At 60.6% G+C, this 16,136-nt stretch carries 15 protein-coding genes and 1 riboswitch; of the genes, 8 read left to right on the forward strand and 7 right to left on the reverse strand.

The features are described 5' to 3' along the window. Window positions 1–123 precede the first annotated feature (123 nt). Genes modA through modC form a run of 3 tightly spaced genes read left to right on the forward strand, consistent with a single transcriptional unit; the run spans window position 124 to window position 2,749 of the window. On the forward strand, window positions 124–915 hold the full coding sequence (gene modA, locus N5D22_RS13985; protein ID WP_279656736.1) for a molybdate ABC transporter substrate-binding protein: 792 nt from the start codon (window positions 124–126) through the stop codon (window positions 913–915). A 59-nt stretch (window positions 916–974) separates the two neighbouring features. Further along, entirely contained in the window at window positions 975–1,676 is a 702-nt protein-coding gene (gene modB, locus N5D22_RS13990; protein WP_279656735.1) for a molybdate ABC transporter permease subunit, read from the forward strand. Next, window positions 1,673–2,749: a molybdenum ABC transporter ATP-binding protein gene (modC, locus tag N5D22_RS13995; protein WP_279656734.1), complete on the forward strand. Its 1,077-nt coding sequence runs from the start codon at window positions 1,673–1,675 to the stop codon at window positions 2,747–2,749. The genes modB and modC overlap by 4 nt, the downstream gene beginning before the upstream one ends. Here the strand turns inward: modC and N5D22_RS14000 are convergent. The 6 genes from N5D22_RS14000 to thiC all read right to left on the reverse strand — a co-directional run bounded on the left by N5D22_RS14000 (window position 2,718) and on the right by thiC (window position 7,983). Then, a complete protein-coding gene (locus N5D22_RS14000; protein WP_279656733.1) occupies window positions 2,718–3,113 on the reverse strand; it encodes a winged helix-turn-helix domain-containing protein in 396 nt (131 codons plus the stop codon). The two genes, modC and N5D22_RS14000, sit on opposite strands and share 32 nt — an antisense overlap. Before the next feature lie 3 nt (window positions 3,114–3,116). Then, window positions 3,117–4,121, reverse strand: coding sequence for a P1 family peptidase (locus tag N5D22_RS14005; RefSeq protein WP_279659051.1), 1,005 nt, complete (start codon window positions 4,119–4,121; stop codon window positions 3,117–3,119). Between the two features lie 88 nt (window positions 4,122–4,209). Then, entirely contained in the window at window positions 4,210–4,983 is a 774-nt protein-coding gene (locus N5D22_RS14010) for a thiazole synthase (protein ID WP_279656731.1), read from the reverse strand. Window positions 4,984–4,987: 4 nt separating this feature from the next. Then, on the reverse strand, window positions 4,988–5,185 hold the full coding sequence (gene thiS, locus N5D22_RS14015; RefSeq protein WP_003521310.1) for a sulfur carrier protein ThiS: 198 nt from the start codon (window positions 5,183–5,185) through the stop codon (window positions 4,988–4,990). Then, the gene (gene thiO, locus N5D22_RS14020; RefSeq protein ID WP_279656730.1) at window positions 5,154–6,158 is read right to left on the reverse strand and encodes a glycine oxidase ThiO; all 1,005 of its coding nucleotides are present in this window, start codon (window positions 6,156–6,158) and stop codon (window positions 5,154–5,156) included. The genes thiS and thiO overlap by 32 nt, the downstream gene beginning before the upstream one ends. A gap of 1 nt (window position 6,159) precedes the next feature. Beyond that, window positions 6,160–7,983 carry a phosphomethylpyrimidine synthase ThiC gene (gene thiC, locus N5D22_RS14025; RefSeq protein ID WP_279656729.1) on the reverse strand — a complete coding sequence of 608 codons (1,824 nt, stop codon included), beginning with the start codon at window positions 7,981–7,983 and terminating at the stop codon, window positions 6,160–6,162. A gap of 93 nt (window positions 7,984–8,076) precedes the next feature. Then, window positions 8,077–8,188, reverse strand: a riboswitch (TPP riboswitch). A 182-nt stretch (window positions 8,189–8,370) separates the two neighbouring features. Between thiC and N5D22_RS14030 the strand changes: the two genes are divergently transcribed. The 5 genes from N5D22_RS14030 to N5D22_RS14050 are packed head-to-tail and all read left to right on the forward strand — an operon-like array spanning window position 8,371 to window position 14,159. Then, window positions 8,371–8,622: an acyl carrier protein gene (locus N5D22_RS14030; protein ID WP_174030466.1), complete on the forward strand. Its 252-nt coding sequence runs from the start codon at window positions 8,371–8,373 to the stop codon at window positions 8,620–8,622. Continuing rightward, entirely contained in the window at window positions 8,622–9,803 is a 1,182-nt protein-coding gene (locus tag N5D22_RS14035) for an acyl-CoA/acyl-ACP dehydrogenase (RefSeq protein ID WP_279656728.1), read from the forward strand. The genes N5D22_RS14030 and N5D22_RS14035 overlap by 1 nt, the downstream gene beginning before the upstream one ends. Window positions 9,804–9,807: 4 nt before the next feature. Continuing rightward, the gene (locus tag N5D22_RS14040) at window positions 9,808–10,716 is read left to right on the forward strand and encodes an amino acid--[acyl-carrier-protein] ligase (RefSeq protein ID WP_279656727.1); all 909 of its coding nucleotides are present in this window, start codon (window positions 9,808–9,810) and stop codon (window positions 10,714–10,716) included. 6 nt (window positions 10,717–10,722) lie between these two features. Further along, on the forward strand, window positions 10,723–11,706 hold the full coding sequence (locus N5D22_RS14045; RefSeq protein ID WP_279656726.1) for a DUF1839 family protein: 984 nt from the start codon (window positions 10,723–10,725) through the stop codon (window positions 11,704–11,706). Then, window positions 11,703–14,159, forward strand: coding sequence for a glycoside hydrolase family 2 protein (locus N5D22_RS14050; RefSeq protein ID WP_279656725.1), 2,457 nt, complete (start codon window positions 11,703–11,705; stop codon window positions 14,157–14,159). Before N5D22_RS14045 ends, N5D22_RS14050 begins: the two co-directional genes overlap by 4 nt. Here N5D22_RS14050 and N5D22_RS14055 read toward each other — a convergent pair. Then, the gene (locus tag N5D22_RS14055; RefSeq protein ID WP_279656724.1) at window positions 14,127–15,947 is read right to left on the reverse strand and encodes an alpha/beta hydrolase; all 1,821 of its coding nucleotides are present in this window, start codon (window positions 15,945–15,947) and stop codon (window positions 14,127–14,129) included. The genes N5D22_RS14050 and N5D22_RS14055 overlap by 33 nt on opposite strands. Window positions 15,948–16,136 lie beyond the last annotated feature (189 nt).

Consider the following 16,136-nt stretch of genomic DNA (forward strand, 5'->3'; position numbering starts at 1 on the left):
GACCCAGACACCCGCAGCAGCCTCTTTCCCTCATCCCATCGATATATCCTTGAAAATATAATGATTGCCCTATAGGCCTATCGATATATCCATCAAAATATCTCGAACAGGGGGTAACACACCATGAGACTTTTGCGTCGCAGCTTCTTCAAAACCATCGCCGCCGCCACATCCTTCTGGGTCGCAGCCTCCCTTGTGGCCGTTCCGGCCCATGCCGCCGAAAAAGTCACGGTGTTTGCCGCCGCAAGCATGAAAAACGCCCTCGACGCGATCAATGCCGAATGGGCGAAGGAAAGCGGTAACGAAGCGACCGTTTCTTATGCCGCAAGCTCCGCGCTCGCCAAGCAGATCGAACAGGGCGCACCGGCGGATATCTTCATTTCCGCCGACCTCGCATGGATGGACTATGTCGCCGAAAAGAAGCTGATCAACGCCGACAGCCGCTCCAATCTTCTCGGCAACCGCATCGTTCTCGTCGCCCCCGCAGACAAGGCAAAGCCCGTCGAGATCAAGCAGGGCTTCGATCTTGCCGCTCTCATGGGCGATGGCCGCCTTGCCATGGGTGCGGTCGATTCCGTTCCGGCGGGCAAATATGGCAAGGCAGCGCTGGAAAAGCTCGGCGTCTGGTCCTCGGTGGAAAAGAAGGTCGCCGGCGCGGAAAGCGTGCGTGCAGCACTGCTCCTCGTCTCGCGCGGCGAAGCACCCTATGGCATCGTCTACCAGACAGATGCCGCCGCCGATCCGGGCGTGAAGATCGTCGGCACCTTCCCGGAAGACAGCCATCCGGCGATCATCTATCCGGTCGCCATTCTGTCCGAAGCAAAATCGCCGGCGGCAAAAGCCTATCTGGATTTCCTGAAGTCCGAAAAGGCAACGCCCTTCTTCGAAAAGCAAGGCTTTACCGTTTTGAAGTAAGCTTCTTTCAGGCCCGCTTTCCGGCGGGCCATGACATATGACGATTGCAGGATACGGCATTGCATTGGTGGACACTCAGCCCTGAAGAATGGACGGCGATCAGGCTCAGCCTGTGGGTGTCCTCCATCGCCATGCTCGCCAGCCTGCCCTTCGGCATTGCCGTTGCCATGGCGCTGGCGCGCGGCCGTTTCTGGGGTAAATCGCTCCTCAACGGCATCGTCCATCTGCCGCTCATTCTGCCCCCCGTCGTCACCGGTTTTCTGCTGCTGGTCCTCTTCGGTCGCCGCGGCGCGATCGGGCAGTTTCTCGATACTTATTTCGGCATCGTCTTTTCCTTCCGCTGGACGGGGGCGGCACTCGCCTGCGCCGTCATGGCTTTCCCGCTGATGGTGCGCTCCATCCGCCTTTCCATCGAAGCGGTGGACCGCGAGCTGGAAGAGGCGGCAGGCACCTTGGGGGCGAGCCCGTTCTGGGTGTTCCTCACCGTCACCCTGCCCCTGACGCTGCCGGGCATCATTGCCGGCATGATCCTCGCTTTCGCCAAGGCCATGGGCGAATTCGGCGCCACCATCACCTTCGTGTCCAATATTCCGGGCGAGACCCAGACGCTGTCTGCCGCCATCTACACCTTCACGCAGGTTCCGGGCGGCGATGCCGGCGCTTTGCGCCTGACCATCGTTTCCGTCGTGATTTCCATGCTCGCCTTGCTCGTCTCCGAGTTTCTGGCACGCATCATCGGCAAACGGGTGAGCATGGAATGACGCTTTCGGTTTCCACCCAACATCGTCTCGGCGCCTTCGAACTCGACGCATCATTTACCTCCGAAGGCGGCGTTACCGCCCTGTTCGGACGCTCCGGCTCCGGCAAGACATCGATGATCCGCATCATTGCCGGCCTGCTGCGCCCGGATAGCGGACAAATCATTCTCGATGGCGAAGTCTTGGCCGACAGCGAAAAGCGACTGTTCCTGCCGGCCCATAAACGCCGTTTCGGTTATGTCTTTCAGGAGGCGCGGCTGTTTCCGCATCTAAGCGTGGCGCAGAACCTGCATTACGGCAAATGGTTCGCCTCAGACAAAAGGAAGGGCGCGCATGAAGACCACATCATCGACATGCTCGGTATCGGCCACCTTCTCCAGCGCCGTCCGAACAGGCTCTCCGGCGGTGAGAAGCAGCGTGTCGCCATCGGCCGCGCACTGCTCTCTTCCCCTCGCCTGCTGCTGATGGACGAGCCGCTCGCCTCTCTGGACGAGCAGAGAAAGGCCGAGATCATACCCTATCTCGAGCGTCTGCGCGACGAGACGAAAATCCCGATCGTTTATGTCAGCCACTCCATTCAGGAGGTCGCCCGCCTTGCAGACCGTATCGTGGTGATGACCGACGGCAAGGTGGAAGCTGCGGGAAAAGCGGCCCAGGTGCTGGCGCGACCGGATTTCAGCACACATCTGGAGCGGCGCGAAGCGGGCAGCATTCTTTCCGGGCGCATCGAAAACTTCGATGAACGGCACGGCCTCGCCGCCGTGAGACTGAGTACGGCCCTGCTGCAGGTTCCGGCACGGAAGGGTGGACCCGGCGTTCCGGCGCGAGTGCTGATACCTGCACGCGACGTCATGCTCGCAACCGTGAGGCCCGAGGGCCTGAGCGCGCTCAATATTCTCGAAGGCCATGTCTGCGATGTCGCCGCCAGCGAAGACGGTATGGTCACCGTTCAGGTGGATTGCGGCGGCGATATCATCCAGTCGCGCATCACCGACCTGTCACGCGAGAGGCTGCAGCTGGAACCCGGAAAACCGGTGCATGCAATCATAAAGTCGGCGGCTCTCGATCCCTATTGAAAGCCGCATCAGGATTGCGGTTGGCTTCCAGCCAGTCGATATCCTGACGCAATGTCTCGTTCATCCGCTTTTCCATGCCGCGATAACGCTCCAGCACCTCAGTGCCGAAAGCGGTCAACGCCGCACCGCCGCCCTGTTTGCCGCCACGCTGCGATTCGATCACCGGTTGCCTGAACATATGGTTCAGCGCATCCACCAGCAGCCATGCGCGGCGATAGGACATGTCCATCGCCCGCCCGGCGGCGGAAATGGAGCCAGTCTCGACAATCAGCTCCATCAATTCGATCTTGCCATGACCGAGACGTTCTCCGGGCGGAAAGTCGATACGAAGAACGGGTTTCAGTGTTGGGATGACCTCACTCATCGTTCAAAAGCTCCGTCCATGAAGATCGCGATAGGCCTTCTGCGCTCCATCCACTGGCAAGGCCGTCGCCTCATAGACGCCACGTGCCACCGCGCGCGCCATGACGATGGTGGCCAGATGGCAAAGCTCAGTGAAATGAATGCCGCCCTCAAGCGGCTTTTCACCGGTCGCGGCCGCAAACATGGTGTCGCCGTCACTCGGCAGATGGGCGGGCAGAACGGCGCGCGCCAGCCCGTCATGCGCCATGATGGAAAGGCGATGCGCCTGCGCCTTGGTGAGCGCCGCATCCGTCACCACCGCACCGATGGTCGTTGCCGTGAGATTGACGCCCTTAAGGCGCAGCGCGGTATGATCCGGCTCGAAACGATCGGGAAAACCGCAATCGCCGTACTCACCCCGCACTTCAAACGGCGCGGACCAGAAATGGCGGCTCGTTCCAACGGTTGCCGAGCCGAGCGCATTGACGGCAACGATGGCCGCCACCTTGTAACCGCCAGAACTGACAGCGCTTGCCGAACCGAGCCCGCCCTTGAAGGTGGCGGTCGTCGCACCCGTTCCAGCCCCGGCCGTTCCAAGTTCGAAGGGCGTCGCACGCGCCGCCTTGAAGGCTGCATATCCCATCTCGCGATAGGGTGAATACAGCCCCCAATCCTTGTCGCCGCCATTCAGCAGGTCCATCAGGATCGCCTGCGGCACGATGGGAACGCGGGTGGAACCCACCTGCAGGCCGCGTCCGATTTCGCGCAGCCCGGCCTGAACGCCGCCCGCCGCATCCAGTCCGAAGGCAGAACCGCCCGACAGCACGAAGGCATCCACCGTTTCCACCGTCATCGCCGGGTCGAGCAGGCCGGTATCGCGCCCGCCCGGCGCACCACCCAAAACAGAACCGGAGGCAATGGCGGGCTTTTCGAAAACAATCGCCGTAACACCGGAGCCGAGGGCAAGATCGGTGACATTACCGACCGAAACGCCGCCGATATCCGTCAGAAAATTGGTGAGTGCCGCCATGCCGTTTCCCTTTTCTCCCGGTATCCCGCCACCATCACGCACTGTCAACGCAAAACGTGACCCGCCTGATGTCGATGACAAGCCACGATCAGGAAAAAATCGCCGTCCCGATCACCGGCGTCGAGGGAACGGCCATGTCCCTCGGCTCCAGCGGCCCGGAGAGATATGCCTGATGGCCGGCTTCTATCGCCCGGGTGAAAGCCTCCGCCATGCCGACCGGATCTCCCGCACCCGCCACAGCCGTGTTGAGCAGAACGGCATCGTAACCAAGCTCCATCACCGTGACCGCATGCGACGGGCGACCAATACCGGCATCGACAATCAGCGGCACATCCGGGAAACGCGCCCGCATGGATTTCAGCGCCGTCAGATTGAGCGGTCCCATGGCGCTGCCAATCGGCGCGCACCAGGGCATCAGCACCTTGCAGCCTGCCTCCAGCAGCCTCTCGGCGACGACCAGATCATCAGTCGTATAGGGAAAGACCTCGAAACCATCGTCACAGAGGATTTTCGCCGCCTCGACAAGTGCGAAGACATCGGGCTGCAGCGTGTCGTGATGACCGATGACCTCCAGCTTGATCCAGTCGGTGCGGAACACCTCGCGGGCCATCTTTGCCGTCAGCACCGCTTCCTTGACCGTGTGGCAACCGGCGGTATTGGGCAGGATCTGGCGATCCAGCTCACGGATAAGCTCGAAAAACTGACCGCCCTTCTTGCCACCCGCCGTTTCCCGGCGCAGCGAAATCGTCAGAATATCCGTGTTGCTCGCCCGCACGGCATCGGCAAGCACAGCGGGGGACGGATAGCGCGCCGTGCCGAGCAGGAGACGGGACGAGACCTCGCGGCCATAAAGCGTCAGCATGGTTTCAGCCTCCCTGCATCGGCGAGAGGATTTCGATACGGTCGAAAGCCTTCAGCTTATAATCGGCGCGCTCTTCCGAATGCACCAGGTCACCGTTTACCGCCGTCGCCAGCCACTCACCCTCGTATTCGAGGCTGGCGAGCAGGCCGGCCAGCGTCTCGGCGGCGAGATCAAGCTCGTCGCCATTCACCAGAAGTTTCATGATCCCGTTCCTTTTGAAAGAGAGTTTGGCAGACGATTTCAGCCGCCTGCCGCGCCATCGCCGGCGATAGCAGAAAGCCGTGCCGGTGCGCGCCGTTGATGAAAATGGTGCCGCCATCCTGCGTGACGTCGGGCAGATTATCGGGATAGGCGGGGCGCACGCCCGTACCTGTCTCGATGATTTCCGCTTCCGCAAAAGCCGGATGCACGGCATAGGCGGCATTCAGGAACTCCATCATCGAGCGGGCGGAAATGGCGCCGGCATCCTCGGTTTCGATCATCGTCGCGCCCACCATGAAACGGCCGGGCTCGCGCGGCACGATGTAAAGCGGAATGCGCGGATGCAGCAGCCGGACGGGACGAGACAGGGAAACCTCCCGCGTGGCGAGATAGAGCATCTCTCCCCGCACGCCGCGAAGGCCGGAAATCTCCCCCACCGCCGCAGCGCCAGTGCAATCCACCACCCGGTCGAACGGCTCTTCATCCAACGGGATACCCATATGGAAACGCACACCCATGGTGCAAAGCCGCTGATGCAGCGATTTCAGTGCAAGACGCGGATCGAGATGCCCCTCATCCGGGAAATAAAGCCCGGATCGGAACCGCCCGGCAAGATCTGGCTCCAGCGCGGCGATCTCGCCCTCATCCACCCAGCGATAACCGTCGGTCCGCGATGCGAAACGCGAAAGCTCCGCCTTATCGCGTGCTGGCGCGACAACCAGCGTGCCGTTGCGGACGGCAAGACCGGGTGTGGCTTCATCCCACCAGTCGAGCGCCGCCTGGCCAAGCGTCAGAACCGCCGCTTCAGCGCTTTCACGTTCGCACCAGGGCGCCAGCATGCCGCCCGCATACCAGGATGCACCGCGAAAGGGTTCGGCATTGCGCTCGCAAATCTCCACCGTAAAGCCGTTTCGCGCCAGTTCGAGGGCCGCCGTCAAACCGGCGACCCCCGTTCCCTTGACAAGGACGCGCATGTTACTCGGCATCCGCAGGCGTCGTGAGCGGCATGTAAAGCTCACCACCCTCCTTGAAGCGTGCGGCCATGGCCTCCAACCCTTCCTTCTGCGCCTCCGCGCGGATATCGTGGGAAATCCGCATCGAGCAGAATTTCGGCCCGCACATGGAGCAGAAATGCGCCACCTTGTGCGCCTCCTTCGGCAAGGTCTCGTCATGGAAGGAGCGGGCAGTGTCCGGATCGAGCGATAGGTTGAACTGATCCTCCCAGCGGAACTCGAACCGCGCGCGCGACAGCGCATCGTCCCGGACCTGTGCCGCCGGATGGCCCTTGGCAAGATCGGCGGCGTGGGCCGCGATCTTGTAGGTGATAACACCGACCTTCACGTCGTTGCGATCGGGCAGGCCGAGATGTTCCTTCGGCGTGACGTAGCAGAGCATCGCGGTGCCGAACCAGCCGATCATCGCCGCACCGATGCCGGAGGTGATATGGTCGTAACCCGGCGCAATATCGGTGGTGAGCGGCCCGAGCGTATAGAAGGGCGCTTCGCCGCAGGTCTTCAACTGCTTGTCCATGTTTTCCTTGATCTTGTGCATCGGCACATGGCCGGGGCCCTCGATCATCACCTGGCAATCCTTCGCCCAGGCGATCTGCGTCAACTCGCCGAGCGTCTCCAGCTCCGCGAATTGTGCGGCGTCATTGGCGTCGGCAATCGAGCCGGGACGCAAGCCATCGCCCAGCGAGAAGGAGACATCGTAAACGCGGCAAATGTCGCAAATCTCGTCGAAATGCTCGTAGAGGAAGCTTTCCCTGTGGTGATGCAGACACCATTTGGCCATGATCGAGCCGCCGCGCGAGACGATGCCGGTGACGCGGTTGACGGTGAGAGGGATGTAATGCAGCCGCACGCCGGCATGGATGGTGAAATAATCCACACCCTGCTCCGCCTGTTCGATCAGCGTATCGCGGAACACTTCCCAGTTGAGGTCTTCGGCAATGCCGTTGACCTTCTCCAGCGCCTGATAGAGCGGCACCGTGCCGATCGGCACCGGCGAATTGCGGATGATCCATTCGCGGATATTGTGGATGTTGCGCCCGGTCGACAGGTCCATGACGGTATCCGCACCCCAGCGGATCGCCCAGACCATCTTCTCCACCTCTTCCGCCATGGAGGAGGTGACGGCGGAATTACCGATATTAGCATTGATCTTGACGAGAAAATTACGGCCGATAATCATCGGCTCAAGTTCCGAATGATTGATATTGGCGGGGATGATGGCGCGGCCGGCCGCCACTTCCTGACGCACGAATTCCGCCGTGACGTAGTCAGGAATATGCGCACCGAAACTTTCGCCGTCACGCGCCAGCTTTTCCTTGGCCACCTCGCGCCCGAGATTTTCGCGGATGGCGATGAATTCCATTTCCGGCGTGATGATACCGGCCCGCGCATAGGCAAGCTGGGTCACGGCTTTACCGGCGGTGGCCCTGAGCGGCTGGTGGCGCACCGAAAATTCTGGCGTCAGGCGTTCGCCGGTGGCAAAGCCGTTATCCTCCGGCTTGACGTGCCGGCCGTCATAAGCCTCGACATCACCGCGCGCCACGATCCAGTCATGACGCAGACGCGGCAAACCCTTTTCAATCAGAACGGTATGCGAAGGATCGGTATAGGGACCGGAAGAATCATAAACCGTCACCGGCGGTTCGCCCGCCGTCGGGTGTACGGCGATCTCGCGCATCGGCACACGGATATGCGGATGCAAAATGCCCGACCTGTGGATTTTCGTGGAGGCGGCGTGCGGCCCGGTGGTGACGGCAAGCGGGATATTCTTGGCAGCGATATTCATCTTGAGGCTCCAAAGTTTGACAGTGGAGACCCAGTTCGAGCCGGAATGATGGAAAATACCGTCGCGCCGATAGCGTACGCATACGCCAGCCGACCTCCGGTCTTTGCACCGTCCCTACGCCAGTATGAACTGGATCAGGTTCAACGGGTCACTGCGCATGAAAGCAGAATCTCAGCCCCTTGACGGGACACCCCTGGTGAATGGCCACAGCAAAAAACACCGTCAGGCTTTTGTCAAGGCCGCCGATCTAAGCTTGGCAAAGGTGCGGGAATGGCGCATGCTGCCGTTAGTTGTAATTAACCTAACGGTTTAGGCGAATATTATCGTTTGCTACGTAACGATAAGCACAAACCATCCTGATGTGAAATTCATGGGAGATACGTCGGAATGAACGCGACTATTCGTGAAATACTGGCAAAATTCGGCCAGCTTCCAACCCCCGTCGATACGATTGCAGATGACGCCGATCTTTATGCGGCGGGCCTTTCTTCCTTTGCATCGGTGCAATTGATGCTCGGCATCGAAGAAGCTTTCGATATCGAATTCCCCGACAATCTCTTGAACCGCAAGTCATTTGCCAGCATCAAGGCTATTGAAGACACCGTTAAACTCATTCTGGATGGTAAAGAGGCAGCCTGATGAACGTCACCGTCGCGCCGCAGGATGAAACGCTGTCCGCGCGCGCGGGCCGTGTCGCGGCAATTGCCGCCAAACACGCGGATGAGGTGGATGTCACCGGCCGCTTTCCCCAGGAAGCCGTTGATGCACTGCGGCAGGAACGTCTGCTCGGCATCCAGGTTCCCTATTCGCTGGGCGGCGAAAGCGCTTCCCTGCAGGAAATCGCCGATATCTGCGCCCGCCTCGGCCAGGCCTGTTCCGCAGCCGCGATGATTTTCGCCATGCACCACATCAAGCTGTCGAGCCTTGTGGAACATGGCGAGGCGAGCGAATGGCACGCGGACTTCATGCGCCGCGTGGCGGCGGAACAGCTGCTGCTCGGTTCTGCCACCACGGAAGGCGGCATCGGCGGCAATCTGCGCAACTCCATATGCGCGATAGAGGTCGAAGGCGATGACTGCCGGCTGGAAAAGGACGCCACCGTCATTTCCTACGGCAGCAATGCCGATGCGATCCTCATCACCTCGCGCGCCCACAAGGATGCCGCGCCCGCCGATCAGGTGATGACGGTCTTCCTGAAAAACCAGTACACGCTCGAAAAGACCCATGTCTGGGATACGCTCGGCATGCGCGGCACCTGTTCGGATGGTTTCCTGTTCCGCGGGCAAGCGCCGGCGGCGCAAATATTCCCGAAGCCCTTCGCGGAAATCGCCGCGCAATCCATGCTTGCAAGCTCGCATCTTCTCTGGAGCGCCGTCTGGTATGGCATCGCCTCGGATGCCGTGCTGCGCGCCCAGTCCTTCGTCAGAGCCGCAGCGCGCAAGTCGCCCGGCACCGCCCCTCCCGGCGCGATCCGCCTTGCCGAGGTCTCCACCAAGCTGCAGGTCGTGAAATCCAACATCATCGCCGGCATCAAGGCTTACGAGGATACCAAGAGCGACCCCGAAAAACTGATGTCGATGGCTTTTGCCGTCGCCATGAACAATGTGAAGATCTGCTCTTCGGAAACCATTCTCGAGATCATCGATCACGCCATGCTGGTCTGCGGCATCATGGGCTACAAGAACGGCACGCCCTACAGCCTCGGCCGGCACCTGCGTGACGCGCATTCCGCCCGACTGATGATTTCCAACGACCGTATTCTTGGCAATTCCGCCAATCTCCTGCTGGTTCACAAGCAGGACACCAGCCTCTTGGGATAAGACCATGGACATGCAAACATCGTTTCTCGATCGACTGTTCGAAGAAGGCCTGCTGATTGAAACGGGTGTGGACGGTCTTTATGGACGCAGCGGCCAGTTCGAGGATGTCATTGCCGCCTTCGAGAGGCTGATCGACCGCACGGGCGGCGCTGACGGCGCCGAAGCGATCCGCTTTCCGCCCGGCATCAACCGCGCCTATTTCGAAAAGAGCGGTTACATGAAGAGCTTCCCGCAGCTCGCCGGCACAGTCCATTCCTTCTGCGGCTGTGAGCTCGACCATGTCAGCCTGCTGAAAACCATGGATGAGGGCGGTGACTGGACCAAGGACCAGAAAGCGACAGACATCGTGCTGACGCCGGCGGCCTGCTACCCGCTTTATCCGACGATTGCCAAGCGCGGCGCGCTGCCTGCAGGCGGCGGTCTCTATGACATCCAGTCCTATTGCTTCCGCCATGAACCCTCCAAGGATCCGGCCCGCCAGCAGCTTTTCCGTATGCGCGAATATGTTTGCATGGGAACCGAGGCCAACGTCACCGAATTCCGCCAGACCTGGATGGATCGCGGCGTGGAGATGATGAAGGCGGTCGGGCTCGATGTCACCATCGATGTCGCCAACGATCCCTTCTTCGGCCGCGCCGGCAAGATGCTCGCCAACAACCAGCGCGACCAGAACCTGAAATTCGAACTCTTAATCCCGGTCACGTCAACGACCAGCCCGACGGCCTGCATGAGCTTCAACTACCATCAGGATGCCTTCGGCCAGAAATGGGGCCTCAACCTTGAGAATGGTGACGTCGCCCACACCGCCTGCGTCGGTTTCGGTCTTGAGCGCATCGCGCTGGCGCTGTTTGCCCATCATGGTCTCGATGTGAAGAAATGGCCTTCAAAGGTCGTGGAAACCCTCTGGGGCTGATCATTCATGCGGCAGATTTTCCCCGGTCTCGATCCCAAGAACTATGTGCAGCATCCGCTTCATTCCTCCGAGAGAATGTGGCCGGAAACCAATTGCTACATCGATTTATGGATCGAGGTGCTGGCCTCGAAAGGCTTATCCCCGGAAGCCATGTTCGGTTTCACGCTGACGCAGGATTTCGAAGGCGACCAGTTCACCTTCTTCAAGGTGCCGCTGGAAGACCTCGAGGCGCTTTATGGCGTTCGCGCCACCGAACTTGCGATCTTCGACAGCGTGGAAAACCACATCGAGGCGCAGCTCGCACGCGGCCGCATCTGCCTGATCGAGATGGACAGCTTCTATATGCCGGATACCCATGGGGTGGGCTACCGGAAGGAGCATGGCAAGACCACCATCGCCATCAACCGGCTCGACCTCGCGAAGCGCGAACTCGACTATTTCCACAATGCCGGCTTCTTCCACCTGTCCGGCGAAGACTTCGATGGCCTGTTCCAGCACCATCTGGCCGAGACCGATCCGCCATTCCTGCCCTATACCGAGTTCGCGAAATTCGCGGACAGCAGCACCTCGCCCGCACATATTCGCAAGACGGCCGAACGGCTCCTGAAGTTTCATTTTTCCAGACGGCCCTCCGCCAACCCGGTCCGCGCTTTTGCCGGCGTTTTTCCGACGCAGGTGGAAAAGGTCGCCGACAGGCCCTTCGGTTTTTTCCACAAATATGCCTTCAACACGCTGCGCCAGCTCGGCGCCAATTTCGAACTGGCGGCAAGCCACCTCGAATGGCTGGACGCAGACGGTTTTTCTGAAGCAAGAGACCACGCGCTCAAGATTTCCGAGGTTGCCAAGACCGTGCAATTCCAGCTCGCCCGCGCCGTCACCCGCCGTAAATTTGATGCGCTGGACACCGTGCTCGATCCGGCAGCGGATGCATGGGATGGCGTGATGGAAGCGCTTGCGGCCAAACTCACTGATGCCAGCGAGGCAGCGTGAGGATCTATCTTCCGGGCGAAAGCGAGGAATTGCTGAGCGAAGGCTGGACGCTGACGCTGACGCCCGCCGATGCCTGCGAGACGCCATCCGACATCCCCGCACCGCTCGACAGCCTTCACGTCTCCGTTCCCGGCACCGTGGCGCAAGCTCTGGAAGCGGTTGGAAAATTCGACCGCCTTGCCCCGGCGCCTCTCAATGACAGGGATGCCTGGTATCGGCTGACGATGATTTCCGATACGCGCGAACGCGCCACCCTGCGTTTCGACGGTCTCTCCACCATTGCCGAAATCTTCTTCAACGGCGAGCTGATTGCCGCAAGCCAGAGCATGTTTGAAAGACTGGAAGTGCCTGTCGAATTGACGGGCGCGGACGAGCTTTCGATCTGCTTCCGGGCGCTTGCGCCGAGACTTGAAAAACCCGGTCCCCGCGCCCGCTGGCGGCCGCAGATGATGAATACGCAGGGGTTGCGGCTGATCCGCACCACCGCACTCGGTTACATGCCCGGCTGGTGCCCGGAAATCCACGCCGCCGGCCCATGGCGGCCCATCAGCCTGATAAGGCAGGACGGGGTACTCTGCACGCTCCGATCTTCACTGGACGAGGCAGGAACGGGAACGATTGGCATCGTGCTGGAAACCAGCCGGGCCATAAAATCGGCACGGCTTGGCTGCGCGGGTTATAGCGCCGAACTTTCCAGGGATGAGAACGGCAAGTTTTCCGGCGAGCTCCACATACCCGATGTCGAAACATGGTGGCCGCACACCCATGGCAGGCCTGCGCTGCACGACACGCTTTTGGAACTGGACGGCGAACAACATAGGCTGGGGCGTACCGGCTTCCGGCGGGTCGAGATCGATCATGGCGAAGACGGTAACGGTTTCGGCCTCAAGGTGAACGGTCAGCCGGTCTTCTGCCGCGGCGCGGTCTGGACGACGGCCGATATCGTGCGCCTGCCGGGAACAAGACCAGACTACGAGCCCTGGCTTGGAAAAGCCGCGGAAGCCGGCATGAACATGATCCGCATCGGCGGCACCATGGCTTATGAGACACCGGAATTCTTCGCGCTTTGCGATGAACTCGGCATCATGGTCTGGCAGGACGCCATGCTCGCCAATTTCGATTACCCGGCAAAGGACGAGAGCCTGCGCCAGCATATCGTCACGGAAATCTCGCAGTTCCTCGAAGCCACCGCGCTTTCTCCATCGCTCACCGTCTTCTGCGGCGGCAGTGAAATGTACCAGCAGGGCGCGATGCTCGGTCTGCCGGAGCAGATATGGAAAGGAACGCTCACCGAGGAGGTCCTGCCGGAACTCCTCGCCGAGAAGCGGCCGGATGCGGCCTATGTCGCCAATTCCCCTTCCGGCGGTGCGCTACCCTTCTTTCCCAACGCCGGGGTCGGCCATTATTACGGCGTGGGCGCCTATTGTCGCCCGCTGGAAGATGCGCGGCGCGCCGATCTGCGCTTCGCCGCGGAATGCCTCGCCTTCGCCAATATTCCTGAACAGGAAACGCTGGACAGATATCTTCCCGGCGTCGCCGTGCACGATCCACGATGGAAAGCCCGCACACCGCGCGATCGCGGCGCCTCCTGGGATTTCGAGGATGTTCGCGACCATTATCTGAAACTGCTTTACGACGTCGAACCGGATGTTCTGCGTCGCGAAGACGGCGGCCTTTATCTCGACATGTCCCGGGCTGCGACGGCCGAGGTCATGGAAGCGACTTTTGCCGAATGGCGGCGCAGCTGTTCCCCTTGTCAGGGCGCTCTGGTCTGGACCCTGCAGGATCTCGTTCCCGGCGCGGGCTGGGGCATCATCGATGCCGCTGGCCAGCCCAAATCCGTCTGGCACGCGCTGAAAAGGGCGTTCCGCCCCATCCAGGTCAGCCTTTCCGACGAAGGCACCAATGGCTTGGATATTCATATCCTCAACGAGAGCGGCGGCGCTTTCGAAGCCATGCTGGAGCTAAGCTGCCTGCGCGAAGGCATGCAGCCCGTCGTCCACGCCAAACGACCGCTGACGCTTTCGCCACGGCAGAGCCAGACGATTGCCGCAACCGACCTTTTCGGCGCGTTTTTCGATACGACCTATGCCTATCGTTTCGGCCCGCCATCCCATGATGTGACGGTTGCCCGGCTTCGCGACGTCACGACCGGACATGTCATCGCCGACGCCTTCCATTTTCCGCTCGGCCGGAAAAAGGCGCTGCATGCCGCAAATCTTCAGGTTGCGATCAGCGAAGCGAGTGGCAACTGGTTCCTCGAAATCGGCACGGACCGGTTGGCGCAATCCGTCCATATCGCAGCACCGGGGTATCGCACCTCAGAAAACTGGTTTCATCTCGGCCCCGGCGAAACGAGAAAAATCAGCCTTCTGCCGGAGGCGGAAACCACCGAAACTCCGCCTTCCGGAGAGGTGATGTCACTGGGTTCCGGCCGGCGGTTTTCCTTCTAGAGCCAGTCGCTTCACCGCCTCGATATAGATGTCTTTGGCCTGCGGCGTTGAGAGATTGTGATCGGCATCGGGAATAATGGTCAGAGATACGTTCCGATAGGCCGCCAACCCTTCGCCATTGGCATCGAAGTAATATTGGAAATGCTCGAGACCATCGTCATTGTCGCTATAGAGCAGACGAATGGCGATGCCCTTCGCCTTCAGCCGGTCGAAAGCGCCGAAAACGGCGCGTCCTTCCTCGCTGCCCCTGCGGAACAGCCGCGCCGTTTTTGTCGAAAGCCGCTTCATTGTCGCCTTGGCGATATTCAGCCCGGCACTCACCACATCGACATCGCCGCTGATGAGGCGCTTGAATGTCGCGCCCTGGCGAAAACGCTGGCTATATTCTCCGAAGGAGCGCGGTCGCTTATGCAGGGCTTCATCCACCGAGCGGCCTTTGCGCCAGTGGAAGACAACCGGATTGACCGCCACCACCGCTCCGATCCGGTCATCGGCAAGCGCGCCGTTAAAAGCGAGATAAGCGCCGCTGCACCGGCCTGCCGCAATGAAAGGTCCTTTGCCGCGCATACCGAGAAAATCGAGCGCGGCGGCCACGTCGTCATTCTGCGCCACATCGTAGAGAACCTGATCGGGTACATTCTTGACCGGAGGACTGTCGGCAATATTGGCCGCATCAAAGCGAAGCGATGCGACGCCTTCACGCGCCAATATACGGGCCATCTGCACCGAAAGCCTGCCCCAGCCGGAATGCCGGTCATAGGCGGCGCCAAGCAGAAGGACGGAAGAAACGACCTCCCGGTCGTCCGGCGTGCAGAGAACGCCGAAAAGCCGTCCACCTTCGCCAAACTGTACCGGCTGCTCGAAAAAACCACGGCCGCGCTGCGCGGCATTGAGGGTGACATCCTCCTCCGAGGTCGTTGGGCTCCCGGCATGGGTCTGCGACAGGACCCAGTCGACCAGCCTCTTCACCACATCGTCGGATATTTTCGAGAGCGTCGGGCTGGAGACGAGATCGTCATAGCCTGAAAATTCCGCCTCCTGCACCGTACCGCCGATGGTGGCGAGGTGCCGGGCGAAATCGGCATCGGTTGCGCGGCCCGGTCGGGAAAGAACCAGAATGGCGCGCGCCGGAGCGACAGTGAGGTTTGAAAGATTGGCCTTCTTGATCGCATCGGCAACACCCCCAGGCATGGTCATGCCGGCAATCGATCCCGCCTCGGCCATGCGTTGTCCGGGCCGAAGGCCAAGGCCGTCATCGATCATGGACGACCACATCGCCAGTTCACGCAGATAGGCGCGGCCGGAAACGACAGGCGCCAGAAACGCCATGGAGCCCGCTTCGGCTACATCAGCAAGCGCCTGCGCCGCCATCAGGCAACCGAGGCCCTGCGCAACGACAATCACGTCGGCGCATCCGGAAAGGCGCTTCAGACAGGCGAGTGCCGCGCGCGTATCGGAAAGCCAGTCCGCCGTACGGCCGGCATCATCGGGGTCGAAGGCGTCACCCGCGCCAAGATAGTCGAATCGCAGGCTCGCGACACCGCAATCAGCCAGCCGCTCGGCCAGAACCCGCTGGAACTTGCGGCTGCACAGCTCCTCCATCCCCCAGGGGCTGACAAAAAGAACGGCATGAGCCTGCCTTGCCTCTTCCCGTGCAGGATGAAAAATGCCGGTGAGCCCGCCAAAAGACACGGGATGGGCAATAGCCCCGTTCGATGCAATGCCGGAAAGCGACAATGTATCAAGGGACGGATCGCTGCCTGCATGCTCTGAAATATCTATCGCCATCGACCTTGCCATCATTGTGCCAGTGTTTGGCTCAACCATTACGGGATCATTGTATCGAAGCGTCTTAACGCCTGTTCTACAATAAAAACAACAACATTAGAGAAGTCTAAAAATACAGTCGCATTTATATCACTTGCGATACACGCCCCTGAAAAAACAATCGCCGGCATGACGGACAAGTCTCTGCAG

The organism is Agrobacterium sp. GD03872, from assembly GCF_029840625.1.
Taxonomy (GTDB): Bacteria; Pseudomonadota; Alphaproteobacteria; order Rhizobiales; family Rhizobiaceae; genus Agrobacterium; species Agrobacterium fabrum_A.